The organism is Fontibacillus forbon, from assembly GCF_046559655.1.
Taxonomy (GTDB): domain Bacteria; phylum Bacillota; class Bacilli; order Paenibacillales; family Paenibacillaceae; genus Fontibacillus.
Window position 1 is genome coordinate 116,255 of sequence record NZ_JBKGFV010000004.1, and the last position, 24,518, is coordinate 140,772.

A 24,518-nucleotide genomic window follows, 5' to 3' on the forward strand; every position below is an offset into this window, starting at 1 on the left:
AGACTAACGGTTATGCATATTCCCGACGGATTTCTAACGCCGGCCGTAAGCGCCGCAACGCTCGGCTTAGCTTTGACAGGCGTAGGCATCGCATCCTGGAAACTTAGAGGCACCAAAACCGATATTGTAAAAATGGGGCTGGTGGGCGCCACCATATTCGCCGCCCAAATGCTTAACTTCCCGATCCCGGGCGGCACCTCCGGCCATCTGATAGGCGGAGTGCTGGCCGCGGCCGTGCTCGGCCCTTCCGCCGCCATCCTCGTCATGACGGCCATCCTCATCGTGCAGGCCCTGCTCTTTCACGACGGCGGGCTGCTCGCACTTGGCGCCAACATCTTGTCGATGGCGCTTATCGCTCCGCTCGCCGGCTGGGGGATCCTCGCGGCCACGCGCCGCTGGCTGCCGGGCAAAGCCGGAGTCCCCGCACTAATACTGGCGGGGATCGGCTCGGTCGCCGCGGCCGCGCTGGCTACCGGCCTATACCTGGCCGCCTCCGGAACGGCCCCGTTCGGGTCGGTCGTCCCGGCCATGCTCGGCTGGCACATGTGGATCGGCCTGGCGGAAGGCGTCGCCACCGTGCTTGTCATACGCATCGCGGAGCGGCGTACCCTCACTCCCGCCATGCCGGAGGTGAACCGTCATGCGGCATGAAATTAAGAAGCATTCCGCTTGGCTGGCCGTTCTGGTCGTTTTGCTTCTGCTCACTCCCCTCGCCTCAGGGTTGCCGGACGGATTGGAACGCGTTGCAATCAACCTCAGCTTTGTGGATCAGGAACAATCGTTATGGCATCATGCTCCTTTCACGGACTATAGTATAAAACTCATGGGAGATGGCGCATTATCCACCCTCGGCGCCGCCATGGCCGGTATCGCAGTTCTCCTTCTCTGCGCCGGGATTGTGCTGAAACTGAAGAACCGCAATCGTAAGAAAGAAGCCTATAAGTAAAAGAAGCGCCCTTTGTCCCCAACTTCTAGCCGCGGGACAAAGAGCGCTTCTTCTATTCTATTCCCGCTTCTCAGAACGCTTCCTTCCGAATCCGCTCAAGCAGCGCCTTGCAACCCTTGCCTACCAGTTCGTAAGTCTCTTCGAAATTCCCCGTAAAATAGGGGTCCGGGACCTCTTTGAGCAGGGAATCGGGAACCAGGTAGAGCAGCTTGATAATCTTCGCATCCGCTTGCCGCGCCAGCGCCTTCAAATCGCGTTCATTCTGATCATCCATCGCCACGATATAGTCAAACCGCGTAAAGTCATCTACCGCCACCTGACGGGCCTGCAGCCCTTCGTAAGAGATGCCGTACTGATCCAGAATCGTTCTCGTTCCCTGATGGGGCGGCTTCCCGATGTGCCAATTTCCGGTTCCGGCGGAATCGATCAGAAATGCCCGCTCCAGATTCTCCTGAACCACCAAATGCCGAAACACCGCCTCAGCCATCGGAGATCGGCAAATATTCCCCAGGCAGACGAACAAGACGCCAATTTTTTTGTTGTTGTCATCCATTTCTTCTCACCTCATGTCAGATACTACTATAGGCAGATGCATTCAACAAGTTTGTCCCAAGAGGAGACCTAGCCGGAAGCCCCAAAAAAATCCTTACTTTTTCCATTCCACGCTTTGAAGAAGCCGATGCTTCATTAATTCCAATATAAACTCCACATAATAATCACGGCGGACAATCACTTTAAAAGTATGGTTAGGATAACCATAGAACAGAACATCTGTATGCACATCATTGTTTTCAAACCATTTTCGAATTTGTCTTAACTCATGAACAAGCGCATCTTCATTTAACACCCGGATTTCGAATTCCACATCTTTTTCGTTATCGATCTCTTTGATTTGAACCACATCCGGATTAAATTGATATGTCAGCATCAATCAAATTCCTCCTTGATCGGATATAATGCTTGCTAATATAACTAATAGTAACATAAGTGGAAATCCGAACTTCAACTATTGCTCAAAGCGAATCGGTTACCCGTTTTTACCGTACATGGCTGCAACAATAAAGAGGCTCCGAGTCCTCCCCGCCTACATTACCTATGGCTGCCTTAATTCGATTATTCTCCCCTTATCTTCTCATGAAATGTAAATCAACACACCAATGAGTGCCAAGAAACTAAGCTAATCCATTCTTTTTATAAAAATCCGTATCATCAGGTAAATTAATATACCATGAACTGCGAGCCCTGCAAGAAAATAGCCCGCTGCATCGGTTAAATTCCCTGCTACACCTGCCAAATGGACTTTAGCCGGCCAATAGGTGGGAATCCAGGCGCCTAGTAGTTTCCAGGCTCCAGGCACAAAAGAAGCAATAACAGGCCCGGCAATGAATAGTCCTCCGATTTTGGACAAAGCCAACCCCTCTACCTTGTTCGCGGAAAAAGCCGCAAGAAATAACCCAAACCATGGTGCTTCAAGAGCCAGCAGAAAGAGTACATACACACTCTCCACCCCAATCCTGGATACTCCTGAAAATAGCAAATAAAGCATCGAAAACACCAAACATAGCATGGATGGCAAACAAAACCTATATATCAAATAACCTTTCCGCATCAACGGAGTAACTGCGTAGTAAGATATTACATCTTCATCTCGCTCGTCGAGCATAAGCAACCCCGTTAGCATTCCGGTTAGCATTGGAATCACCGAAATCAGTAATGTGACGGTAAAATCCGAGTAAAGTTCAATATCAAACGAATACTGTGCTTCGATCCACATGTCGGCAGTTGGATATCCGAATCTAGTTATAAGCAAAAGAGCTAATGGTCCAAAAATACCCGCCATGAGAACCGGGTCGATGAATGTGTGTCGGATATCATTTAGAAGTAGCGCCTGGAACCTTCTCATTTACAAGGCCCCCTTACCAATCCGGTTTAAAATGTGGCGCTCATACGAACGATAGGCCCACTTATAAACGGCATAATTCCAGATAGACAAGATACACAATGCATATAGAATATTCATGGATGTAAGACTGAAAGATACCGATAGCAGTAACATTAATGTGCCTTCCGTCGGCAAAAGCAGGAATAGCTTCGATTCCCATACCTCCAAGTAATCTAGCAATGGAAGAATAAACGGCATTACATATACTTGAGACATGAGGATGAAGCTATTAATGGTCCGATAACGTGCTGCAACTCCGATCGACAGGAGTGTCATGAAGCTCGAGGTCAATACAATGCCAATAGAAAAGATCATTGGCGATGCCGGAATCCCTATTGATGACAGTTGAATCACCCAAGCTGCCAACAGGGAAATCAAAGCTAAGGATGCAGCCTTGGCCACCAAGTATTCCCTAATACGTATAGGCGTGATGAATAACGGATCATGTATGCCTTGGTCTCTTTCAAGTAAGACTATACCTCCTGCCAAAATTAGCCCCAGTGCACTTGGATCGCTAAATGTCAACAAAACAGTCGCCTTTTCCAAATAAGGTTCCGGAATAAAATGAAGCAGCGCCCAATAAATTGCGCAAACAATCATGTAAACAAAATAAAAACCGTGTCGCCATTGAAATCGGACATCAAACACAAAGGCAGCAGCCGCTCTCATGTTAATCGTCTCCCTGTTACATCAAGAAATATTTGCTCTAGTGACGATTCCATGGAATGCATCGTTTCTATGGAGCACTCCTTAATAAGTCGCAGAAAGTGCTCGTTTTCTCCGAGTCCCTCGATTGAAAAATCCGCGTGTCCGATTGCTCCCTTTTCCCGATATTCCACCCGAATGCTTCTTTTGCCCTCACGGAGTTTCAACTCGCGCGGAGAGTCGATCAGTTTGATTTGACCATCAACAATGAACGCTACGCGATCGCAGATTTCCTCGGCGGCCTTCATGTTGTGAGTCGTTATGAGGACCGTTTTGCCAGCAGCTTTTCTCTCTAGGATCAGGTCCTTCATTCTTTGCGCATTCACAGGGTCCAAACCCGACGTAGGTTCGTCCAGAAATAAAATATCCGGATCGTTCAAGATCGCCCTGCAAAAATTCAGCCGCATCTTCATTCCCTTCGACAGCTGAGAAATCTTTACGTTTGCAGCATGGGCAAGATCAACGATTTCCAGTAACTGTTTGGGCTCCTCCGTGTTCCCCTTATAGAGCGATCGGAACAGGTTTAAATTTTCAAGAGCAGTAAACTTTGTGTAAAAATTCGGGAATTCAAAAGCTACTCCGATCCGCTCATAGTAGTCCGGGCCAGCGTCTCTAATTTCCTTTCCCATGACTTTTACGCTGCCGAAGTATGATTTTAAAACACCGATCAGTATCTTTTGAGTGGTGCTTTTCCCTGCACCAGACGGACCCAGGAAACCAAATATTTCGCCTTTCGGGATCGCAAAATCAAGCCCCTGCAGCGTACGTTCTTTTCGATCCGGATAGGAGAACTGAAGCTGCTTAACTTCTATCATGCTTCACCCATTCCTCCCCGCTGTATGTTTGCGGTTACGATACCTGAAGCTAACACTTCGGCCAAAAGCTCCATCGTCGATGAGAACCGTTCACTCCCGATTTCTTCCTTGTGCAGCGTAAGCAGTACAACTGCCCGGATCAAACTGACAATGAGTTCAGCGGACACACCTGTCATAATCCCCTTCGACTGCCAGATTTTAATGAGGGGCATCAGCGAATCTTTATCCTCTTTATAATTTCGTTCTAACGCCTCTTGAGGCAATTTCCTTGTAAGCTGCTCCATTTCTCCGCTTAGAGTCATTTTCCGCAATATCGGACTCTCTTCCATCAGTTGGAATGACTGCAGTAAAAATCGTTTGATGCCTTCCTTTGTCGCCGCTTCCGCCGAAAGGGATTCCATTAGCATATCGCGGATTCTCTTTTCATCCTCCTGAATAATTTCGAACAACAATTCCTCCTTCGAGTTGAAAAACTTATAAAAAGTTCCCTGCGCAATTCCGGCGGCCTTCGTTAATTCTTCTACACTGGTTTTCTTCAACCCGAAAATTTCAAAACTGCGACGTCCTTCCGACAACAATTTTTGGTATACCCACTCTCGTTGTTGCTCGGAGAATTTTCTCGGCATGAAATTATTGCCTCCTAACGTGATTAAATGAATAAAATCATCATTTATTCACAGAATACAAAATTTGATGAGCTATGTAAAGAGTTTCTAGGTATAGCCGGTTTTCAATTGCAAAAAAAAGAAGCCCACGCCATAAGCATGAGCCCCTCCCAAACGCAATATGCAAACACCATTGCTATAACTATGCTTTCGACCGCTTGCGGCCGAGTTGGAACAGGCCGAGGAGGATGAATCCGATTCCCGCTCCGTTCATCAGGCCCATGAGAAAATCGTTCACATGGTAATCGCCGCGGCGCAGAAGGATCGCCGCACAGATCAACAGCATGCCGGCCAGATTGAGGATCGAACCTATATTCTCGGACTTTGTCATCGAATACTCCTCCTTAAATTTTATAAGCTCTCATCGCTTTACGAAGTTCTTTAAACGACGGACGCTTGCCGTACAGAAGCACGCCCGTGCGATATATTTTTGCGGACAGCCATCCGAAAATCAGGATCGCAACGACCAGGATCACGATTGAAATGAGAATCTCCCATACCGGTGTGTCTCCAACACCGATCCGCACGATCATCGAAACCGGAGAGAAGAACGGGATATAACTGCTTACCTTCAACAGCGTGGAATTCGGAGCTGCCAGGCTGAAAATACCGATGTAAAAAGCGGCCAGCGACAACATGGTAATCGGCATGATCGCCTGCCCGAGCTCTTCCGTACGGCTTACGAGCGAACCGATTGCGGCAAACAAGGTCGCATACAGGAAGTATCCGAGGATGTAGAAAATCAAGCCAAACACCAGCACTCCAATATTGATCTGCGATAAGTCCATATTAAAGTCGGCCAGAACGGGGCGGTTATGAGGCAACGCCACGTTGATCGCGATAACCGCCGCGAAAATAACGATCTGGAACAATCCGATCAAGAACATGCCGAGGATTTTCCCGAACATTTGAGCCAGCGGCGACACGCTCGTAATCAGGATCTCCATGATCCGGGAGCTCTTTTCCGCCGTTACTTCCGCCGCTATCATATTCCCCGTCATCATAATGGTCATAAAGAACAGGATGACCAGCACGTAGACGATCACGTAGTTGATAGTTGCGGCTTTCTCCGCTTTCGCACCTTCATTGGAGCCTGCACCTTCTCCTCCCGCTAGCGCCTGCTTCATCGCTTCGATTTGTACGGGGGAAGTCAGAGCGGCAATCTGCTCGTCACTCAACGTTCCCTTCGTAATGTACTCGGCCTTCACGCTTTGCAGCGCAGCCTGCAGCGAGGTCTGCAGTCCCTGCGGGATGCTGTCCTTCTCGGAAACATACGTGACTGAAGGAAAGGCTCCCTCATTACCGTCCCCGAACTGCAGATATCCGTCAATTTTTCCGTTTTCCATATCATTACGGAGTACCTGCTCATCCGCCTGTTCATACTCAACTAGAGCAAAACCGGCCGTGCCTTGCTGCTGTTTATCCTGGTAAGCCTTCAGCGAATTCGCGAGTTCAGGCTGGTTGCTTTGTATGATTCCGATCGCCGTCGGGCCGTCGTCATTCCCCGTAAACCTGTCGATAAAATACGGTACGTTCATACCGATTGTAACCAGCAGGGCCAGCACCAGCGTAGTAATCGTAAATGATTTCGCTTTAACCTTATTCAAAAAAGTAAACCCGATGACCGTGCTCATCTTACTCATTCGAATCACCTACTTCCTTAATGAATATTTGATTCAAAGTCGGCTCCTTGATTTCAAAATGCTCGACATCGCTTTGTTCCATCGCGGTACGCAAAATGTTCTTGGCCGCACCGACGTCGGTGATCCGGATCAAATACCCCCGCTCCCGGCGTTCCACCCGGCTCACGCCTTCAATCAATTCCAGGCCTGACACTTCGCTTGCCGTATGCAGGAGAATCTCCTCGCGCGGATAACGCTTCTTAATCTCGCTCAAGTTACCTTGCAGCACCGTTTTGGACCGGTCCAGAATCGTAATGTTCCGGCAAAGTTCTTCCACATGCTCCATCCGGTGAGTGGAAAACAAGATGCTGGTTCCGGCATCGCGCAATTCTTTGACCGTTGCCTTCAGCAGCTCCACGTTGACCGGATCCAGCCCGCTAAACGCTTCGTCCATAATGACGATCTGCGGTTTGTGGACGACGGCGGCGATAAAGCCCATTTTTTGCTGATTCCCTTTGGACAATTCTTCAATCTTCTTGTTGTAATACTCCGGTACTTCAAACCGGTCGAGCCAGTACTTCAGGCTTTTGTCGGCTTCCGAGGCGGACATCCCGCGCAGACGGGCCAAATAAATGATTTGGTCGCTAACTTTAACTTTCGGATATAAACCGCGCTCTTCAGGCAAGTATCCCATTTGATGCTGAAGTTCGTTTCCGTAGGGCTTGCCATTGTACAAAATCTTCCCGCCATCGGGATAGATCAGCCCAAGCACCATCCGCATCGTTGTCGTTTTCCCTGCACCATTGGCACCAAGCAGCCCGTAAATTTCTCCCTGCTCCACTTGCAGCGATATTTGATCGACTGCCGTTTTTTCGCCAAACTGCTTGACCACTTGCTCTAAAATTAATGGCTTAGTCATTGCTTACCCCTCGTTTCCTATAATAATTGGCCAGGTTGGTGTCCCTGAATCCATAGCCCCAAGATTTCGTCCAGTTCCAGGCTGCGGCTCTTGATGAGCTGAATAGTCCCGCCGGAGCACCACTCGTCAAATTCACGGCTGTCGTTTACGACGAGCTTCATGATGGACGGTCCGTCCTCACGGAAGGTTAATACGCCGGGCAGCGTTTTCAGTTCCTCAGGTCCTGCTCCGCGTATCCAGACCTCTTTCCAGCTGCCGAAAAGATCATCCTTCTCCGCCATTCCCACAATCTTGCCCTGGTGCACCAGCACGATAAAATCAGCCAGCCGCTTCACTTCATCGACAATGTGCGTGGACAGCACGATCGTCACGTCTTCCTCGTCCAGAAGGGCTCTCAGTTCATCGATCATATCCTTCCAGGCGAACGGATCGAGCCCGGACGAAGGTTCATCCAGCAGCAGCAGCTTTGGTCTCGCCGCGAGGACGGCGGCAATTTCAAACTTGCGCCGCTCCCCCTTGGACATCCGGTTAAGCCGCTCGCGGCGCGGCACCTCAAACCGGGTCATCAGTGCCTCGAACCGCTCCTGATCCCAGGTCGGATACCAGCGGGCTCTGAACTCTGCCGCCATCTCCGCCGTCATAAAATTTTCTTCCAGCGCCGGATTTTCCGGAACATATCCGATTTGCTGTCTGAGCGTTAGCGGTAAACCTTCCTTCGGAGTTTCCCCAAACCAGGAAATGCTTCCCTCCTCAGGATGAATGGTTTCCAGCATCAGATGCATCATCGTGCTTTTCCCGGAACCATTGGGACCGACCAAAGCGACTACATACCCTTGCGGAATCCGGAGATTCAGAGGACCGATCGGCTTTCTGCGTCCTCTTTTTACCGCGCCGGCGAATTCAATGGCTATTTTTTGATCCGACAATCCTATCACTTGGATTCCCTCCCGCCTTCAGCCTCATTGTATTTTTTCTTTAAAATCTGGAGAAACAGCTGTTTCAACTCATCCTCTCCGTACTGGACCGATATCCCCTTGTCCACTGCTACCTCTACCGCTTCCTGAACAACGGTCCGCCGATATTCATTCCGTTCTCCCGCACCGACACTCGCTACGAACGTTCCGGTACCTTGTCTCGTCCGCAGCAGACCTTCATTCTCCAGATCCTGATACACTCTGCGTACGGTAATGACGCTGCAGTTCAGACTTCCGGCAAATTCGCGGATGGAGGGGAGCAGAGTTCCTTCATCGATCTGTCCGCTTACGATCAGCGACCTGAGCTGCGTCTCTATCTGGTGATAAAGGGGTTCGGCGCTATTTTCATTAATTTGTATAGGAATCCACACCTTCCAAACTCACCTCCGGTTCTAACCAATTCACATTTCCTATTCATCGAGCCAAGTCCCTCTTGTGCATCGTCTTACGGGTTATCGAGCTGAGCGTGCCCAGAAGGACAATGCCGCCGGCCAAAACTCCCCACATCAGGGGGGAGCGCAGTCCGTACCGCTTGGAAAAATCCATGGTCATATCAAGCAGGCTGCCGTCGAACCAGGCTATAGCCACCGTACCCAGCCCCACAATAAACATAAGCAGGAACGTCAACCACAAATACGTGCGGCCTTTTCTCGTAAATTCCAGATGGATAAAGAGCCCGTTCATCGCGAGGGAATATCCGATCCAGGTCAACGCAAAAGTAAGATATTGGACCAACGTGATTTCGATGTCAAAAACAAGGAAAATGGAGTAAATTACTGAAAATAAAATCAGACCGTTAAACAACAGGGCGCTAACAAGCTGAATTAACCGGCTTTTCATAATCGTTTTCTCCGAAATCGGCAATGTCCGGTAATAAAGCAGCATTTGCGTATACGAATCTTCCTTGATATAGCTGAACGATCTTCTGGAGAAGTAAAACCCCAAAAAAGGAATAAGGATCAGTATAAGAAAATCCGCCATCGGATCGAGCACATGTCCGGCCTCTTCCCGGCCTCGGAGCATCAGGCCGATCATCCCTCCTGTATATATCATGAAGATGACGTTCCAGATCAGATACATCCGATCCACGCGTAAATCCTTTAGGAAAATAGCCCAGGCGTCCTTCCACGTGTTCAATTGCGATCACCCTTCTTTGTTGAAAATTATCCGGTGTATTGATGGCCCCCGGTTTATTGTGGCTATGTGGTGCGCTAGTTCGGTATGCTTGCTTGGTGCGCTTGTTTGATGTGCTTGTTTGGTGCACTTGTTTGGTGTGCTTGCTCGGTGCGCTTGCTCGGTGTGCTTGTTTGGTACGCTTGTTTGGTGTGCTTGTTTGATGCGCTTGTTTGGTGTGCTTGCTCGGTGCGCTTGTTTGGTGTGCTTGCTCGATGTGCTTGCTCGGTGCGCTTGTTTGGTGTGCTTGTTTGGTGTGCTTGCTCGGTGTGCTTGTTTGGTGTGCTTGTTTGGTGTGCTTGCTCGGTGTGCTTGTTTGGTGCACTTGTTTGGTGTGCTTGCTCGGTGCGCTTGTTTGGTGTGCTTGCTCGATGTGCTTGCTCGGTGTGCTTATCACTGTGCTTACTCGGTGTGCTTATCACTGTGCTTACTGTTTATATCTTTATACACAGTATATACTGTGCTTATTTCGTCGTCAACCCTGTTTTTTCCACAAAAAAAATATTGCAGGTCCATTGCCGGATAGTTACATCCAATTCTAACGGCCACAGGAGACGTTAAAAGCCACTTTTCGGGATTTGAAATCGCCTAACGGACACAGGGGACGTTAATTCCCGATAAATCCCCCATAAAAGGGAAGTCAGGCGCAATTAAGGTCCCTGGTGTCCGTTAGATTTTGAAACAGGCAATTTCAGAGGATTTAAGGTCTCTGGTGTCCGTTAGAGCAGGAAGGCAACCGTTCTCTGTTCTCTGTTCTCTGTTCTCTGTTCTCTGTCCTCTGCCCTTCGTTCTCTGTTCTCTGTTCTCTGTTCTCTGCCCTCTGCCCTTTGCCCTTCTATCGAGCCCCCACCATTTCTAGCCCGCTAACCGAATCCCAACTCTAGTCCACTAATCGAATCTTCCGGTATCCCACAACCACAAGAGTCCATATCACCCTCTTCGCCGTACGCTCCTCGCTTCCCTCACCCACCTCTGACTCAGCTAGCCATACAAAAAAAACGCCGGGGCGAAAAATCGCCCCGGCGTTCAGCCAGCTGTCTTTCCTTTTTTTAATTCTATAACCCGAAAATGACTTGCCATACCGGTTTCGTATGGCCGCCGGGATACAACAGGTACAGAAGCACGTATACCATCACGCCGGTAATCGCCGTGAAGAACCAAATCACCGAGGTGGTCCGGCCCCATTTGCGGTGCTTCGCGTATTTTGCTTTGAAACCGAGAACCAGAGTCGTAATCCCGAATACCGCCGCCACCGTGGCCAATACGATATGAAAAACGAGGAATATTTGATAATAAGGCTGCAGATGATCAGGTCCGCCCCAAGACGTATTGCCAATAAACACGGTACGCGACATGTAGATGATAAAAAAGAGCATCGCCGCGACAGCCGCCGCGATCATGGTCTTCTTGTGCGCTTCCCGCTTCCCCTTAATAATCAAGCCCCAGCCGATCGCGACAAGCACTGCGCTGATCACGATAAACGAAGTGCTGATCGTCGGAAACAAGGTAAACAAATCCATGTAAATCCTCCTGTCCAGACTACAAATTACATGACACCCATCAAATTCAAATAACGATTCATTCGTTCAGTCTTTCACTTTTAAATCCGATTCAGTTCAACTTCTTCAGACATTGGCCCGTCTGCATCCTCCCGGTTCTCTTGCCTGTACCATTGGAAAAATACATAGGCCAGCATCGAGGCAAAGATGATCTCCTGGATGAATTTCATTAAAATCCCCCCGACCTGCTGATCGATCCGCGGCTCCAGATAGCCGAAAAACTCCGGTCCGCCGAATTGGCCAAGCAAAAGACTCGGGTCCCCCGAAATGCAATAGCCCATAGCCTTGGCCCAGACGCCAGGATCACTATAAGTGGCATATAAAGTATCGGGCGCAAAAATAATCAGGCCGCACGCAGGAGTAAGCAGCACCATGTTGAGGAAAATAAAGCCCATTTTCTTCAGACCCTGTGCCTCCCCACGATCCGGCAACGGTTTGACCAGCGTCCACCACATCAAAAGCGAGGCTAAGAACAATACGACGTAATACAGCCGGTGAATTCCGAAATGGAGCATCACGTAGTCATGCACAACCGGGATATGATAAAAAGAGAACAGCCCGTTGAACACGACGGCGGCTACAATCGGGTGATTCAGAAATTTCAAGCGGCGCAGCGGGCTGCGTCCCAGGAATGAAACGACAGCGTTCCAGATCCAGCGAGGCAGGCCGAGCATCAGAAGCGGCGGGGCGACCAGATAAGAAAGCGCCATGCTAACCATATGGAAGCTGAACATCATATGTCCCAGCAGTTCCACCGGACCGCCTTGGGCCAAATACAAAAACGCCATGCCCAGCAAGAACAAACACTTTTTGCCGGCGGAAATTGGCTCTCCTTGTCCGTATTTTTCGTTAAGGGGTCCCGTCAGCAAAAAATAACCTGCTGTAACAAGCAGCATGGCCGCCAGGAACACAGGGCTCCAAACATCCGCAAATTTAAAGTATTCTAACCCCAACACGCTTAACCCTCCTCCCGCCACTTTGTTTTTCTGTCCAAATTGTGAACAGGTCCTTAATAGCATGAAAGAGGCGGCTTGATATCAAGCCCACCTCTTTTTATTTTACCACCACATCCAATATAGTGCGGCAATAATTGCAAGTCCTGCAACGAAAAATCCCCCGGCCATGAATACGATCGGTATCATATGGCCCTTATCCTTGAGATGCATCCAGTACCCGAGTTGAACGAGTACCTGGAGCACGGCCATGACCAGCAGGAGCAATACCGTAAATGCGGTATTGACGCCGCCCGCGGCCACCGTCGCAAAAGCAATCAGGGTGAGGATGATGGAGAAGATGAAAGCAATGACATGCTTCTGCGGTCCTTCATGACGATGGCGGTGCTTAACCGCGCTCCCGTCATCCAAATCGTGGTTTGTCATCTTTTACCCTACCACCTTTCCGAGCAGGTACACCACCGTAAAGATGAATACCCACACGACGTCGATAAAGTGCCAATACATGGCGGATACATATACTTTGGGTGCCGTAACCACGGTCAATCCTTTTTTGTACAGCTGTCCGATCAGAATCGAAATCCAGAGAATCCCGAACAAAACGTGTGCACCATGAAAACCGACCAGCGTGTAAAAAGCGGAGCTGAAAGCACTCGTGGTCATTCCGTAGTCATCGTGAATAATGTACTCCGCGAACTCGTAAATTTCGAGCGCGAGGAACGCAAGACCGAGCAAGACGGTAACCCCTAACCAACGGGCCAGGGACGTCCGGTTGCCCCGATGCATCGCCTGGATCGCGAAGACGCTCGTCAAGCTGCTGACCAGCAGGATGAACGTAGCCGCCGCCGTAATCGGCAGACTGAACAACTCGCTGGCGGAAGGGCCGTCGGCCACTTGGTTCCGCAGCGTCAGGAAGGTAGCGAACAGGGTGCCGAACAAAACCGCTTCGCCCCCAAGGAACAGCCAGAAGCCAAGCACTTTGTTACGCCCTTCCAGCGTCGCTTTCTCCGGTTCATGGGGAAGCGCGCCGGAAGCCTGCTGTGCATGAGGTGTCGTCATGCTTTAACCCCCTTGTCATTCAATTCTTCCGGTTCAATATGCCAGCCGTGATCGTCAAAGAGCGAGCGAAGCAGCATCGAACCCAAAGTAATCGCCAGGCCGATGCCTGTAATAATGTAGTTGCCGAACAGGAAGTTCAACAGGCTGTTGCCGAAATCATCATTCGTAAACATAAACCCGAGTCCTGCGATAAACAAACCGACCGACATCACGAACGGCAAAATCGTCGGGGACGGCATATGGATCGGGCCAACCGGTTCTGCCGGAGTCATCTCCGTATTGCCGGCCATCTTTTCTTTCCAGAAGGCATCGATACCGCGAACAAGCGGCGTCTGTTTAAAGTTATATTCCGGCGGCGGCGAAGGAATCGCCCATTCCAGCGTACGGCCGTCTTCCCACACGTCGCCAGGCACGCCTTTCGGTTGTTTGAACGATATGGCCACATTGACCAGGAAAATAATCACGCCAACTCCCATCAGGAAGGCCCCGATGGTGCTGATCAGGTTCATCGTATCAAAGCCCTGGTTCGGCAAATACGTAAATACGCGGCGCTGCATGCCGATCAGTCCAAGGAAATGCTGCAGGAAGAACGTCAAATGGAAGCCGATGATGAACGTCCAGAATTCCACTTTTCCAAGCTTTTCGTTCAGCACGCGGCCGAACATTTTCGGCCACCAGTAATGTAGACCCGCAAACAGGCCGAGCACCAGGCCGCCGACGATAACGTAGTGGAAATGCGCCACAACGAAGTAAGTATCATGGTACTGATAATCCGCCGGTGCCGAGGCGAGCATCACCCCGGTTACCCCGCCCATAACGAACGTCGGGATAAATCCGGCCGCAAACAAATTCGCTGTAGTGAAACGGATTTGTCCGCCCCACATCGTGAACAGCCAGTTGAAGATTTTGATCCCCGTCGGAACGGCTATCAACATCGTTGCGATAGAGAACAACGCGTTCGCCACAGGCCCCATCCCGGTCGTGAACATATGGTGCGCCCAGACCATGAAGCCTAAGAAAGCGATCAGGATCGTAGCGAAAACCATCGAGCTGTAACCGAACAGACGCTTGCGCGAGAAAGTACTGACCACTTCGGAAATAACCCCGAATGCCGGCAGAATCAGGATGTATACTTCAGGGTGACCGAAGATCCAGAAAATATGCTGCCAAAGCACCGGGTTACCGCCGGCTTCCACATTAAAGAAGTTGGCGCCCAAAATCCGGTCAAAGGTCAGGAGCACCAGACCAACCGTAATTGCGGGGAATGCGAACAAAATCATCGTCGAAGTTACGAATGTAGTCCACGTAAACATCGGCATGCGCATGAAGGACATCCCTGGAGCACGCATCGTAATGATCGTGGCCAGAAAGTTGATCCCCCCGATCAGCGTACCCAGACCCGCAATCTGCAAACCGATCGTGTAGAAATCCACGCCGTGCGTCAAACTGTAGGTTGTCGAGGACAGCGGCGTATAGGAGGTCCATCCGGCATCCGGAGCCCCTCCCATAATCCAGCTGAGGTTCAGCAGCAAGCCGCCGAACAGAAACGTCCAAAATCCGAGCGAATTCAAGAATGGAAATGCCACGTCGCGGGCGCCGATCTGCAGCGGAATAACCGCGTTCATGAGTGCAAAGATCACCGGCATAACCCCAAGGAAAATCATGGTCGTTCCGTGCATCGTAATCAATTCGTTAAATTGCTGGGCCGTTACGAAATCATTCATCGGTTTGGCAAGCTGCACCCGGATCAGCAGCGCTTCTATCCCGCCGATACCGAAGAACAAACCGCCCGCTACCAAATACAGGATAGCGATTTTTTTGTGATCGACCGTTGTCAGCCAGTCCATCAAACCCTTGTGACGCTTGACACTGTGAGCGTGAGCCAAGGTTTGTACCCCCTTTAAGTTCCTATACCATCAATGCCGCCAGAGGCACCAAAGATTAATATGATAATTTGTAATCGGCCAAGTATTGGGCGATCGCATCGATTTCCTCATCCGTAAGACCGAGGTCCTCTTTCGGCTGCGGCATTTTGTTGCCCGGCTTCACTTTTTGCGGATCGGTCAGCCATTCCACCATATTATCCTTGACCGGCTTGCCTCCGACCGGTTTCCCGGAACCTTCCTCGTTGAGCAATATGCTGGCCACAGACTCTCTGCTGCCAATGCCCGTAAGGTTTGGCCCTATAGGACCGCCCTGGTCGCCAACAGCATGACAAGTCAGACATTGATTTTTGAATACCTCGGCCACTGCAGGATCTTCAGGAAGCACCGCAGGCGCTTTCATCGCATCCACCCAGCTTTTGAAAGACTCTTCACTGACTGCCTTCACTTTAAATTCCATAAATGCGTGGGAAGGTCCGCAAAGTTCGGCACACTTGCCGAGGTAAACGCCTTCCTTCTTAGCTTCAAGCCAAGTGTTGTTAATCGTTCCGTCCGTATTGGTATCGGTCTTGCCGGCTAGCGACGGCACCCAGAAAGAGTGCAGCACATCAGCCGTCTTCAGCTCAAGCGCGATTTTCTTGCCCGTCGGGATAATCAAATCCTGAGCCGTCGTTACGCCGTAGTCCGGGTAGGAAAACTCCCACCAGAATAAATGAGAAGTTACTTTCACCTTCACGGCGTTCTTATCGGCAGAATAATTTTCTCCGTACGCAAACACTTTCTGCACGGTAGCAACAGCCAGAATCAGTACCAGTATCAGCGGAATAGCCGTCCAGATGATCTCCAGCTTAAAGTTGCCCTCCACTTGTTTCGGCACTTCGTTCTGCCCCGGTTTCCGCCGGAACTTGATCCAAACATAGGCCGCGATTCCGAATACGATGAGCATAACCGCCACCATGATCGTGATCGAAAGTTTAATCAAGCCTAATTGTCCTTCCGCTACCGTCCCCTGTGGTCTGAGCACCGAAAGATCTTCGCGGCCGCATGCGGACAGCAAAAGCATTAAGCCGACAAACAGAGGTACGAGCCGCTTTACAGCCTTCCACGGTTTCATCATTGATCTACCCCACTTTTCCGTTTTCTTCCCGATTATGTACAGGCTTTAAGTATATCCAGTTAAAAGCTACCTGCCCTAGCACGGAAACTGCACTCCTGTCAATTAAAACAATCACCTATTAAATATATGATCGAACCCCTGTTTTGTCAATGATTCAAGGCGAGTTCACAGAATGTTCAAAAAGCCGAGAAGGCGCGTCACAAAGGGATTTGCGAGCGTTTTCACCTATGGATTACCCTCCGGATTGACTCCTGAACCGAATCGTCGTTTCCCCGTTTTCGGCGAAAAACACTTTTCATTCATTTTTGACATTTCCCAAAACTTTATTAGCGAAAAACAAAAAAAAGAGAGCATAGCTCTCTGATTAGGACGTAAGTATTACTGGACCCTCTTCCAAAATTGCCAAAGTATGTTCATAATGAGCCCCCAGGCTGCCATCCGCCGACCGGATCGTCCACCCGTCATTGTCCCAAAGCACCGCTCCGGTGTCGCCAAGCGTAAAGATCGGCTCGATGGTAATGACCATGCCGGGCTGCAACTTGGCGCCGGTATGAGGCCGGCCGAAATTCGGAACATCCGGCGGTTCGTGCATCCTTTGACCGATCCCGTGCCCGATCAACGGCTTCACAATCCCGATTCCGGCCTCCTGGGCGACCCGCTGGACAGCGTACCCGATATCGCCGACGCGATTGCCCGGAAGCGCCTGCGCGATTCCGGCATAGAGCGCCTTCTCGGTAATTTTTAGCAGTCGGTCGGCCTCCAGACTTACTTCTCCTACCCGGTAAGACCATGCCGAATCCGCAAGCCAACCTTTCTTGTTAACAACCATATCAATCGTTACAATATCTCCTTGCTGCAATTTCCGTTCACCGGGAAACCCGTGGCAAACCACCTCATTAATTGATGCGCAAGTAGCATAAGGAAACCCCCGGTAGCCCTTCTGTTCGGCGGTCGCCCCTTTCCCGGCCAAAAACGACTCGACAAAGGCATCGATTTCCGCAGTCGTAACTCCAGGGGCAATCTGCTTGGCGATCTCCCTATGACACTCCGCCAAAATGGACCCTGCCTCGCGAATCCGCGCGATTTCTTCTTTTGACTTTAAGTTGATTTTCAATATTCAAACTCCTTTCGCGACACAAAGCTGTTGATGTAGCTCATTAAATTCAATCTCGATATTCTAATATATGTAGAATCCAATGAAAAAACGCCCCGGCTATCGCCGGGACGGTAGTTAACCATTTAGATTGATTGTCATAACCTGTTCAGTCCTTCAGGAAACGGATGAATCCAGCTTATCCATCTCCATTTCAACAAGATGCGTCAATTCTTCCTCATACCCTCCGGTAATCCGGTATTTGCGGACGTATTCTTTCACGAACTTTTTCGGGTCTTTCGGTTTGAAGATCCGGGTCATTTCCCGCAAACTTTCTTTCACCTCATTGTGCCCTTTCGTTGCCATACCAAATTCCCTCCCAGAACGATTCTAGTTCAATGCTCCGATCTCGAGAATGCGTAAAAAGCAGTTATTCATGAAGTCAGCCTGCGTTAAACCAATTCAGCTGGCGCATGACACTATACATACCCGAACAAACTCCCGGTGAATCAGGGCATGGTTAGAACAGCTTCGTGCAATTGTTAGTATGTCTTGATGAAAAAGTGGAAAAGACCTCTACCTCCCATATTGTAACATATTCAGCTTCTTGTTACAGCTTTCTTCCAAATACCTATTTCTTATTCCAGTTTAATCTTTGTTATTTGGTTTTGACAACTCTGGTTAAGATAAGTTTATATCGGCATTTATTCGCTCCCATTTTAATCCGGAGTTAATTATTCCGCCGTAACATGAAGGGGAAGGACACAATGCGTATGAACTCTGCCGTTGCAAATGATGCCTGGATCGCGGCCGATGAAGCAATCCGCAAAGGTTATCCCAAAATACGGAGCTTTCTTGTTGCTCAAGGCGGAACAGCAAGGTTTGAGGCCTATTATAACGGAAATCATTCCTCAACCCTGCATGACCTTAGGTCCGCAACCAAAAGCGTACTTTCTATTTTGCTGGGAATTGCCGACGCCCATGGCCACCTTCCCGACCTGGACCAACCGGTTTGGAACAGCGTCAATGACCACGCACCGAGACGCCCCGATCCGGTATGGTCCGAGCTGACGCTCCGTGAACTGCTGACAATGACGACCGGATTGTATTGGCAAACCGGCCCCAGATTAGGTGAACGGTTTCTCCGCCGGTTTCACCTCAGCCGAAACTGGGCCGATTTTATTTTGCGACTCCCGGTCATACCGGAGCAACGCGGGAAATTCCAGTATTGCAGCGCCGGGTCGCACTTGCTATCGGTCCTGCTTACAAAATGGACAGGATTCAGCGCCTTGGAGTACGCGCGCCGTTACTTGTTTCATCCGCTCGGGATCTCCAATGTCATCTGGACGTCAAGCCCGGAGGGTCATTCCAGCGGACATATCGGACTCTATATGACATCTAGAGACCTGCTGAAAATCGGCCTCCTATGCCTTCAAGGCGGGTGCTGGGAAGGCCGGACCCTTCTTTCGCGTGATTGGCTCGACCGTTCGATGTCGCCTCATGGTCCGTCCTTTAACGGATATGGACAGTATGGGTTTCACTGGTGGAGCGCGAAAAGCGGCGGCATTCGCTACAGTTACGCCCACGGACATGGGGGGCAGCAAATTTTTATCATTCCCGATCTCGAAGCAGTCGTCGTTTTCACTTCCGAGAGACGGGTAAACCGTTTTAAAAATCCAAAAGCGCTGCTGGAAAAAATCATCTTACCCGCACTTCATCCCATGTGAACAGGAGGTTTTCTCTTGAGCGCCAAAATGACGAAAATCATGATTTTATACGCCAGCTACGGAGACGGCCATTACCGCGCATCCAAAGCGATGGAGGCATGCTTTCAAAGCAAGGGAATCGAGGAAATTGTCCTGATTGATCTACTGGCCGAAGCGCATCCTGTATTGAACGAACTGACGAAATTCATTTATCAGAGCAGTTTCAAGGTGTTGCCGTCCATTTACGGGGCCGCCTATGAAATGACCAAGGATCTGCCCCCCGAGGCTGCCTTCCTGCGGGCGTTGAATTCTTTCGGTACAACCAAGCTGAAAGAAGCCATGCTCCGGCATGAACCGGATCTCTTCATACACACCTTCCCTCAGATGGCTTTGCCGGATATTTTGAAAAAGAATCGCTTGTCCATGCCTGTCGTGAATATTATTACCGATTTCGATGTGCATGCCCGGTGGATCCACCCTGGCGTCGACCGGTATTACGTGGCGACCGAAGATATGAAAACGGAGATGATGCGCCGGGGCGTCTCCGGAGACCGCGTGCTGGCTAGCGGAATTCCGCTGCGTCCGGATTTTCATCAGATTCAGGAGTCGGCAGCTTTTTTCCGCGAGAAAATGCTGGACCCCGCTAAAAAAACCGTACTTTTGATGGCAGGGGCTTACGGAGTCATGCAAGGGAACAAAGATATCTGCAAAGCGCTCCTCGAGGGGGGAAAGTACCAAGTTTTGGCCGTTTGCGGGCGGAACGAGGAATTGTATAAGGAGCTGGGTGTTGTGTACGGTGACCATCCGGACTTTCACGCATTCGGCTTCGTGAATGAGGTTGCTCACTTCATGCAAGCCAGCGACTGCATTATTACGAAGCCTGGCGGAATCACGCTGTCCGAAGCGCTGGCCTGCCGGCTGCCGATCTTTCTATACCGGCCTGTTCCGGGCCAAGAGCTTAATAACGCCCGATATTTGCAGCAAAAAGGGATCGCCGCCATTGCCGATGATGCCGACTCGCTTCGCAAAGGGATCGATGCCCTGCTCCTGGACGGAGAACGTTTGTCCGACGTCCGGGCCAAAATGGAAAACCTCCGCAAACCGGATGCCGCGGAGGTAATTGTGAATGATATTTTAGAAACGTGGTTTCGCCCCGAAGGGAGGAAAACACCTGACCCGATCGGTTCTGCCGACCCTAGGCTCGTCATACATTGAGACTAAGGAAGGTTATCCGTTATTGAAAGCAGGTGTTTACCGTGTCCCCATTTAAATCTTCAACAGGGCTTTACGAAAATGTAGCCGGTTTTTTATGTTATCTATTCGCCTTCGTCGGCGGCGTCGTCTTTCTGGCCGTTGAACGCCGCAGCCGTTTCGTGCTGTTCCATGCCCTGCAGTCCGTCATCCTGTTTGCCGGGCTGATGGTCGCGCATGCATTGTCCGGATTTTTACCGATTATCGGCGTTGTCGTCAATCTGCTGCTCTCCGTGCTGAGCCTGGTGTTGTGGGTAATTCTGATGCTGGCCGCGTTGCAGGGTAAATGGTTAAAACTCCCATGGATCGGCGAATTGGCCGAGAAGCAACTAAACCGCATGTAACCCACGGGCACGGGCAACAGGACTATTGCTCAACAGGGGCTTCCTTCTGTTTTCCACCACTTAAGCCGTTAAACAATAAATTCATCACAATCGCCGTGAAGCTTCCCGCCACGATCCCGTTGTCGACCAAGATGCGCAGCCAAGCCGGCAAAGCGTCAAAAATTTGCGGAACTACCGTAACGCCGAGCCCCATACCGACCGAGCAAGCAATAATCAGCAGATTCTCGTGCCGGTTCAAATCGACCTGGTCTCCGAGCATCCGGATCCCCGAGGACAACACCAGTCCAAACAGGGCGATCATTGCTCCGCCAAGCACGGATGTCGGCACGAGTTGGGTCAGGGCGGCAATTTTCGGCACAAAGCCGATCAGAATCAGCAGGCCGCCGGCCACCGCGATGACGTCGCGGGTTTTTACCTTACTCATTTGGACAAGCCCTACATTTTGGGAATAAGTTGTATACGGAAAAGAGTTGAACACCCCGCCGAGCATAATGGCCAGGCCTTCGGCACGATAGCCGCGCGTAAGGTCCTTTGAGGTGATGTCCTTATCCACGATTTTGCCCAGGGCCATAAACACCCCGGTGGATTCCGCGACACTGACGATCGCGACTAGGATCATCGTCAAGATGGCCGAGGCGTGAAATGTCGGCACGCCGAAATAGAACGGTTGGACCATATGGAACCAGCTTGCTTCTTTTAATGGCGTCAGATCCACTTTGCCCATTAGAGCTGCCACCAGCGTCCCTGCAAGCAATCCGAGCAGAACGGAAATAGATTGCAAAAAACCTTTGGCAAACCGGTTCATCAAAATGACAAAGGCAAGTACCCCGAAGCCCAGCGCCAGATTACTCGGGCTGCCGAAATCCGGTTTCGATAAGTCCCCGCCGCCTAGGTCGGTTAAAGCTACAGGAATCAAAGTCACCCCGATGATCGTAACGACCGATCCGGTAACGACCGGCGGAAAGAAGGCGATCAGCTTGCCGAACAAGCCGGAGAACAGGAACACAAACAACCCTGAAGCGATAATAGCTCCATAGATGGCCGTAACGCCCATCCCCGCTTCCCCCCCGATAGCAATCATCGGAGATACGGCCTGGAACGCACAACCCAGCATCACCGGCAGTCCGATACCGAAGAAGCGGTTACCCCATACTTGCAATAAGGTGGCTACCCCGCAGGCAAGCAGGTCGATCGAGATCAGATAAGTCAATTGCTGATGAGTAAAATCCAAAGCTCCGCCGACGATCAGCGGTACGATGACAGCCCCCGCATACATGGCCAGCACATGCTGAATCCCCAGCGAAAACGTTTTGAACGGATGCCGGTTTCTTTGAAAAATACGTTCGCGTTCCATTGTAGTAATACTCCTCCCCATGGTCCCCCATGATCTAGCTTATTTTTTTATTGTTATAGCTGCTCATGTACTTCTTCCACAAAAGTAACGGTGCCGTTCTCCAAAGAAGCAATCCGTACCAGCGAATCCACCCGGTAACCGGCCTCCTCCAGCAGTCTGGCCCCCGGCTGAAACGATTTTTCGATCACGATCCCGATACCCGCGACGCTGGCTCCTACCTGCTCCGCGATCCGGGCCAATCCGAATGCGGCTTCTCCGTTAGCCAGGAAATCGTCGATAATCAACACCCGGTCATTCGGATGCAAAAATTTCTTCGACACCGTAATTTCATTGGTCTCTCGCTTCGTGAAGGAATATACCTTCTCGACCAGAATATCGTCTTTCAAGGTGAGCGATTTATGTTTCCGGGCGAAAATCATCGGTACCCCAAGTTCCAGCGAAGTCATAATCGCCGGGGCGATACCCGACGATTCAATCGTCAGCACCTTAGTTACACCCTCTCCGGCAAATCTCCGGGCAAACTCGCCGCCTACTTCCCTCATCAAAACCGGATCCATCTGATGGTTCAGGAAAGAATCCACCTTAAGCACCTGATCCCCGAGCACGATGCCCTCCGTCATTACTTTGTCTTTCAACAATTTCATCTGCCGTTTCCTCCTCATGTGGATAATCGTTACTACAATTGCTTGTTCAAAAAGTCACATTAACAGCATGAAAAAGCCCATCTCCCGGCTCCTTAACCGGAAAATGGACTGATAAAGGCAAAAAACCAGGTTGCCGCCTTCCGTTTAAGCTGCTGCAAAACACAGCTCAATCCAGCCGCCACAACCGTGGTTTCACCCCGTAGTCCGATCATTCCGGTGATCAGGTAGAGACATGCAGGCCAATTCCTGCACATATACGAGAAAAATATATGAAAATAAAAGTTATCTTTTCATGCAATGTTAGAAGTATAACGCAAACCGGGTGGGGAAATAAAGAGGAAATTTTTTAAACTGCCTAATCCCTTTGCAATTACAGCGGTCTGGACTCGCCCGGCAGCAGATTGCCCAGCAGCGATCGCAGTTCCTTATCTTCCTGATAGGTCTTCTCGCCTGTGTCAAGGCGTTTCACCCGTATCTTACTGTAATTCGCAGCAGGATCTACCGGGATGAATACCAGATTTACCTTATCTTCCAAACGGAGTTTATATCCCATTTCTTCAAACATCGTCAGAAAATCATTCTCGGATGGAGTTTTTCCCTCCTCCAGAAAGATCAGTCCTCTTAATTCTTTGATTTCGTCACGATGGTGCACCTCAAAATGAACAATGCATTCCATTGCTTAAACTCCCCTTTCAAAATAATGCTTCATAACCGCATTAACCTAAATCGAAAATGCTTATTCTACGCGTCAACTTTCAACGCAGAATCATACGCGGACGGCAACACTAACTTTATAAGCGTTCCCCCGCCTGCCGCGCCTCATCCTTGGTGATCCATTTTCCGGACAAGAAACGCAAGCGGCACGGTGCCAGAGAAAAATTCTCTGATCTCCGTGCCGGCGATATCTGCGCCTAATTCTTACTACGGCTTAACTCCCAAGCCACGGGGCGCCACTTATTACAACTTGGTGAATTTTTCAGGAAAATGACGTACTTAGATCTGCTCCGAACCGCAGTGCGGGCACCATTTGGTTCCTTTTACCAGCACCGCAGAGCAGATTTGACAACTTACCGTCGGAACCGCCGTCTCCAAAGTCGAAGAAACCTGATCCCTCGGCACAACATCCTCTTTCCAGGTACGTATGCGCCGATCCAGTTCCTCCTGGCGCTCCCGCTCCCGTTCCAATTCGCGCTGGCGCCGGGCTTCTTGTTCCTCGTCCACCGGTTCCGGTTGTGCCTTGGGCTCTCTGTAGATAATGGTGTCATCGCTCGCAGGACCTTCAAACAAAGCAAGCGGATCGATCAGCGGCTTCGCTTCCTTCACCGGCTCCTTCGCCGGTTCATGCTGGTGTTCCGGTTCTTTTACCCGGTCAACCGTAGCAGCGGGCTTGGATCTCTCCAGCTTATGGCCGCAGTATTGGCAAAACAGCGCATCCTCGGTAATCGCTTTGCCGCAGGCGCCGCAAAGGCGTTCATTTTTCAATTCGGCGATCTTCGAGCGGATTTCATCCCGTTCCTCCGAAAGCAGATCACAGGTTTTGGCGAGTTCTATCATTTCTTTTTCCGCATTGGACATATCCTTACGGGAGTATCCCTCGTAGAAAACCTCGCCCATTCTTTGAAAGTAAAGTCCCATCTCACGTTCGATATTCGAAATTTGTGTGTTCAGACGCCCGATTTCCACCGCGTTTTGCGCTCGATCGGTCACTTTCCCAGCACCGTCTTTAATTCGCTGTAAAAAATTCATGACTGAAATCCTCCCATTCATTCGTTTCCTTAAAACCTCACCGGCAAG

The 24,518-nt window shown here is 50.3% G+C and carries 29 protein-coding genes and 1 riboswitch; of the genes, 5 read left to right on the forward strand and 24 right to left on the reverse strand.

Annotated elements, in window-relative coordinates:
• Positions 1-12 precede the first annotated feature (12 nt).
• Together ACLB09_RS16180 and ACLB09_RS16185 are read left to right on the forward strand one after the other, a co-directional pair.
• On the forward strand, positions 13-651 hold the full coding sequence (locus ACLB09_RS16180; RefSeq protein WP_410770891.1) for an energy-coupling factor ABC transporter permease: 639 nt from the start codon (positions 13-15) through the stop codon (positions 649-651).
• On the forward strand, positions 641-946 hold the full coding sequence (locus ACLB09_RS16185) for a PDGLE domain-containing protein (RefSeq protein ID WP_410770892.1): 306 nt from the start codon (positions 641-643) through the stop codon (positions 944-946). The genes ACLB09_RS16180 and ACLB09_RS16185 overlap by 11 nt, the downstream gene beginning before the upstream one ends.
• Positions 947-1,016: 70 nt before the next feature.
• On the opposite strand, the gene ACLB09_RS16190 is transcribed toward ACLB09_RS16185, so the two are convergent.
• The 20 genes from ACLB09_RS16190 to ACLB09_RS16285 form a co-directional block, all read right to left on the reverse strand.
• Positions 1,017-1,499, reverse strand: coding sequence for a low molecular weight protein-tyrosine-phosphatase (locus tag ACLB09_RS16190; protein ID WP_410770893.1), 483 nt, complete (start codon positions 1,497-1,499; stop codon positions 1,017-1,019).
• Between the two features lie 93 nt (positions 1,500-1,592).
• Entirely contained in the window at positions 1,593-1,874 is a 282-nt protein-coding gene (locus ACLB09_RS16195; protein ID WP_410770894.1) for a hypothetical protein, read from the reverse strand.
• A gap of 249 nt (positions 1,875-2,123) precedes the next feature.
• Entirely contained in the window at positions 2,124-2,849 is a 726-nt protein-coding gene (locus ACLB09_RS16200) for a hypothetical protein (protein WP_410770895.1), read from the reverse strand.
• A complete protein-coding gene (locus ACLB09_RS16205) occupies positions 2,850-3,557 on the reverse strand; it encodes a fluoroquinolone export ABC transporter permease subunit (RefSeq protein ID WP_410770896.1) in 708 nt (235 codons plus the stop codon).
• Positions 3,554-4,408 (reverse strand): ABC transporter ATP-binding protein, encoded by an 855-nt coding sequence (locus ACLB09_RS16210; RefSeq protein WP_410770897.1) that lies wholly within the window; start codon positions 4,406-4,408, stop codon positions 3,554-3,556. Before ACLB09_RS16210 ends, ACLB09_RS16205 begins: the two co-directional genes overlap by 4 nt.
• On the reverse strand, positions 4,405-5,034 hold the full coding sequence (locus tag ACLB09_RS16215; RefSeq protein ID WP_410770898.1) for a TetR/AcrR family transcriptional regulator: 630 nt from the start codon (positions 5,032-5,034) through the stop codon (positions 4,405-4,407). The genes ACLB09_RS16210 and ACLB09_RS16215 overlap by 4 nt, the downstream gene beginning before the upstream one ends.
• A 181-nt stretch (positions 5,035-5,215) precedes the next feature.
• Entirely contained in the window at positions 5,216-5,404 is a 189-nt protein-coding gene (locus ACLB09_RS16220) for a hypothetical protein (protein WP_410770899.1), read from the reverse strand.
• Positions 5,405-5,417: 13 nt separating this feature from the next.
• Entirely contained in the window at positions 5,418-6,716 is a 1,299-nt protein-coding gene (locus ACLB09_RS16225; protein WP_410770900.1) for an ABC transporter permease, read from the reverse strand.
• Positions 6,709-7,614: an ABC transporter ATP-binding protein gene (locus tag ACLB09_RS16230; RefSeq protein ID WP_410770901.1), complete on the reverse strand. Its 906-nt coding sequence runs from the start codon at positions 7,612-7,614 to the stop codon at positions 6,709-6,711. The genes ACLB09_RS16225 and ACLB09_RS16230 overlap by 8 nt, the downstream gene beginning before the upstream one ends.
• 17 nt (positions 7,615-7,631) lie before the next feature.
• Positions 7,632-8,549 carry an ABC transporter ATP-binding protein gene (locus ACLB09_RS16235; RefSeq protein WP_410770902.1) on the reverse strand — a complete coding sequence of 306 codons (918 nt, stop codon included), beginning with the start codon at positions 8,547-8,549 and terminating at the stop codon, positions 7,632-7,634.
• The gene (locus tag ACLB09_RS16240; protein ID WP_410770903.1) at positions 8,546-8,959 is read right to left on the reverse strand and encodes a GntR family transcriptional regulator; all 414 of its coding nucleotides are present in this window, start codon (positions 8,957-8,959) and stop codon (positions 8,546-8,548) included. The genes ACLB09_RS16235 and ACLB09_RS16240 overlap by 4 nt, the downstream gene beginning before the upstream one ends.
• Before the next feature lie 43 nt (positions 8,960-9,002).
• Positions 9,003-9,725 (reverse strand): hypothetical protein, encoded by a 723-nt coding sequence (locus ACLB09_RS16245; protein WP_410770904.1) that lies wholly within the window; start codon positions 9,723-9,725, stop codon positions 9,003-9,005.
• 1,091 nt (positions 9,726-10,816) lie between these two features.
• Entirely contained in the window at positions 10,817-11,281 is a 465-nt protein-coding gene (locus ACLB09_RS16250) for a DUF420 domain-containing protein (RefSeq protein WP_410770905.1), read from the reverse strand.
• Between the two features lie 80 nt (positions 11,282-11,361).
• Positions 11,362-12,276, reverse strand: a complete 915-nt coding sequence (gene ctaG / locus ACLB09_RS16255; protein ID WP_410770906.1) for a cytochrome c oxidase assembly factor CtaG — start codon at positions 12,274-12,276, stop codon at positions 11,362-11,364.
• Positions 12,277-12,378: 102 nt separating this feature from the next.
• The gene (locus ACLB09_RS16260; RefSeq protein ID WP_410770907.1) at positions 12,379-12,699 is read right to left on the reverse strand and encodes a cytochrome C oxidase subunit IV family protein; all 321 of its coding nucleotides are present in this window, start codon (positions 12,697-12,699) and stop codon (positions 12,379-12,381) included.
• A 3-nt stretch (positions 12,700-12,702) separates the two neighbouring features.
• Positions 12,703-13,332, reverse strand: coding sequence for a cytochrome (ubi)quinol oxidase subunit III (locus ACLB09_RS16265; protein WP_410770908.1), 630 nt, complete (start codon positions 13,330-13,332; stop codon positions 12,703-12,705).
• Positions 13,329-15,179, reverse strand: a complete 1,851-nt coding sequence (gene ctaD / locus ACLB09_RS16270) for a cytochrome c oxidase subunit I (protein ID WP_410771398.1) — start codon at positions 15,177-15,179, stop codon at positions 13,329-13,331. Before ctaD ends, ACLB09_RS16265 begins: the two co-directional genes overlap by 4 nt.
• Before the next feature lie 94 nt (positions 15,180-15,273).
• Positions 15,274-16,332: a cytochrome c oxidase subunit II gene (coxB, locus tag ACLB09_RS16275; protein WP_410770909.1), complete on the reverse strand. Its 1,059-nt coding sequence runs from the start codon at positions 16,330-16,332 to the stop codon at positions 15,274-15,276.
• A gap of 364 nt (positions 16,333-16,696) precedes the next feature.
• Entirely contained in the window at positions 16,697-17,446 is a 750-nt protein-coding gene (gene map / locus ACLB09_RS16280) for a type I methionyl aminopeptidase (RefSeq protein WP_410770910.1), read from the reverse strand.
• 156 nt (positions 17,447-17,602) lie between these two features.
• Positions 17,603-17,791: a hypothetical protein gene (locus tag ACLB09_RS16285; RefSeq protein ID WP_410770911.1), complete on the reverse strand. Its 189-nt coding sequence runs from the start codon at positions 17,789-17,791 to the stop codon at positions 17,603-17,605.
• Between the two features lie 401 nt (positions 17,792-18,192).
• Between ACLB09_RS16285 and ACLB09_RS16290 the strand changes: the two genes are divergently transcribed.
• Genes ACLB09_RS16290 through ACLB09_RS16300 form a run of 3 tightly spaced genes read left to right on the forward strand, consistent with a single transcriptional unit; the run spans position 18,193 to position 20,726 of the window.
• Entirely contained in the window at positions 18,193-19,152 is a 960-nt protein-coding gene (locus ACLB09_RS16290) for a serine hydrolase domain-containing protein (protein WP_410770912.1), read from the forward strand.
• 15 nt (positions 19,153-19,167) lie between these two features.
• Positions 19,168-20,346: an MGDG synthase family glycosyltransferase gene (locus tag ACLB09_RS16295; protein WP_410770913.1), complete on the forward strand. Its 1,179-nt coding sequence runs from the start codon at positions 19,168-19,170 to the stop codon at positions 20,344-20,346.
• 41 nt (positions 20,347-20,387) lie between these two features.
• Positions 20,388-20,726 (forward strand): DUF4870 domain-containing protein, encoded by a 339-nt coding sequence (locus ACLB09_RS16300; RefSeq protein ID WP_410770914.1) that lies wholly within the window; start codon positions 20,388-20,390, stop codon positions 20,724-20,726.
• A gap of 22 nt (positions 20,727-20,748) precedes the next feature.
• Here the strand turns inward: ACLB09_RS16300 and ACLB09_RS16305 are convergent, their stop codons facing one another.
• The 4 genes from ACLB09_RS16305 to ACLB09_RS16320 form a co-directional block, all read right to left on the reverse strand.
• Positions 20,749-22,080, reverse strand: a complete 1,332-nt coding sequence (locus ACLB09_RS16305) for a nucleobase:cation symporter-2 family protein (protein ID WP_410770915.1) — start codon at positions 22,078-22,080, stop codon at positions 20,749-20,751.
• A 53-nt stretch (positions 22,081-22,133) separates the two neighbouring features.
• Positions 22,134-22,724: a xanthine phosphoribosyltransferase gene (locus ACLB09_RS16310; protein WP_410770916.1), complete on the reverse strand. Its 591-nt coding sequence runs from the start codon at positions 22,722-22,724 to the stop codon at positions 22,134-22,136.
• Between the two features lie 180 nt (positions 22,725-22,904).
• A riboswitch (purine riboswitch) is annotated at positions 22,905-23,004 on the reverse strand.
• Positions 23,005-23,094: 90 nt separating this feature from the next.
• Positions 23,095-23,400: a hypothetical protein gene (locus ACLB09_RS16315; RefSeq protein WP_410770917.1), complete on the reverse strand. Its 306-nt coding sequence runs from the start codon at positions 23,398-23,400 to the stop codon at positions 23,095-23,097.
• A 317-nt stretch (positions 23,401-23,717) separates the two neighbouring features.
• Positions 23,718-24,470, reverse strand: a complete 753-nt coding sequence (locus ACLB09_RS16320) for a zinc-ribbon domain-containing protein (protein WP_410770918.1) — start codon at positions 24,468-24,470, stop codon at positions 23,718-23,720.
• Positions 24,471-24,518: the final 48 nt, after the last annotated feature.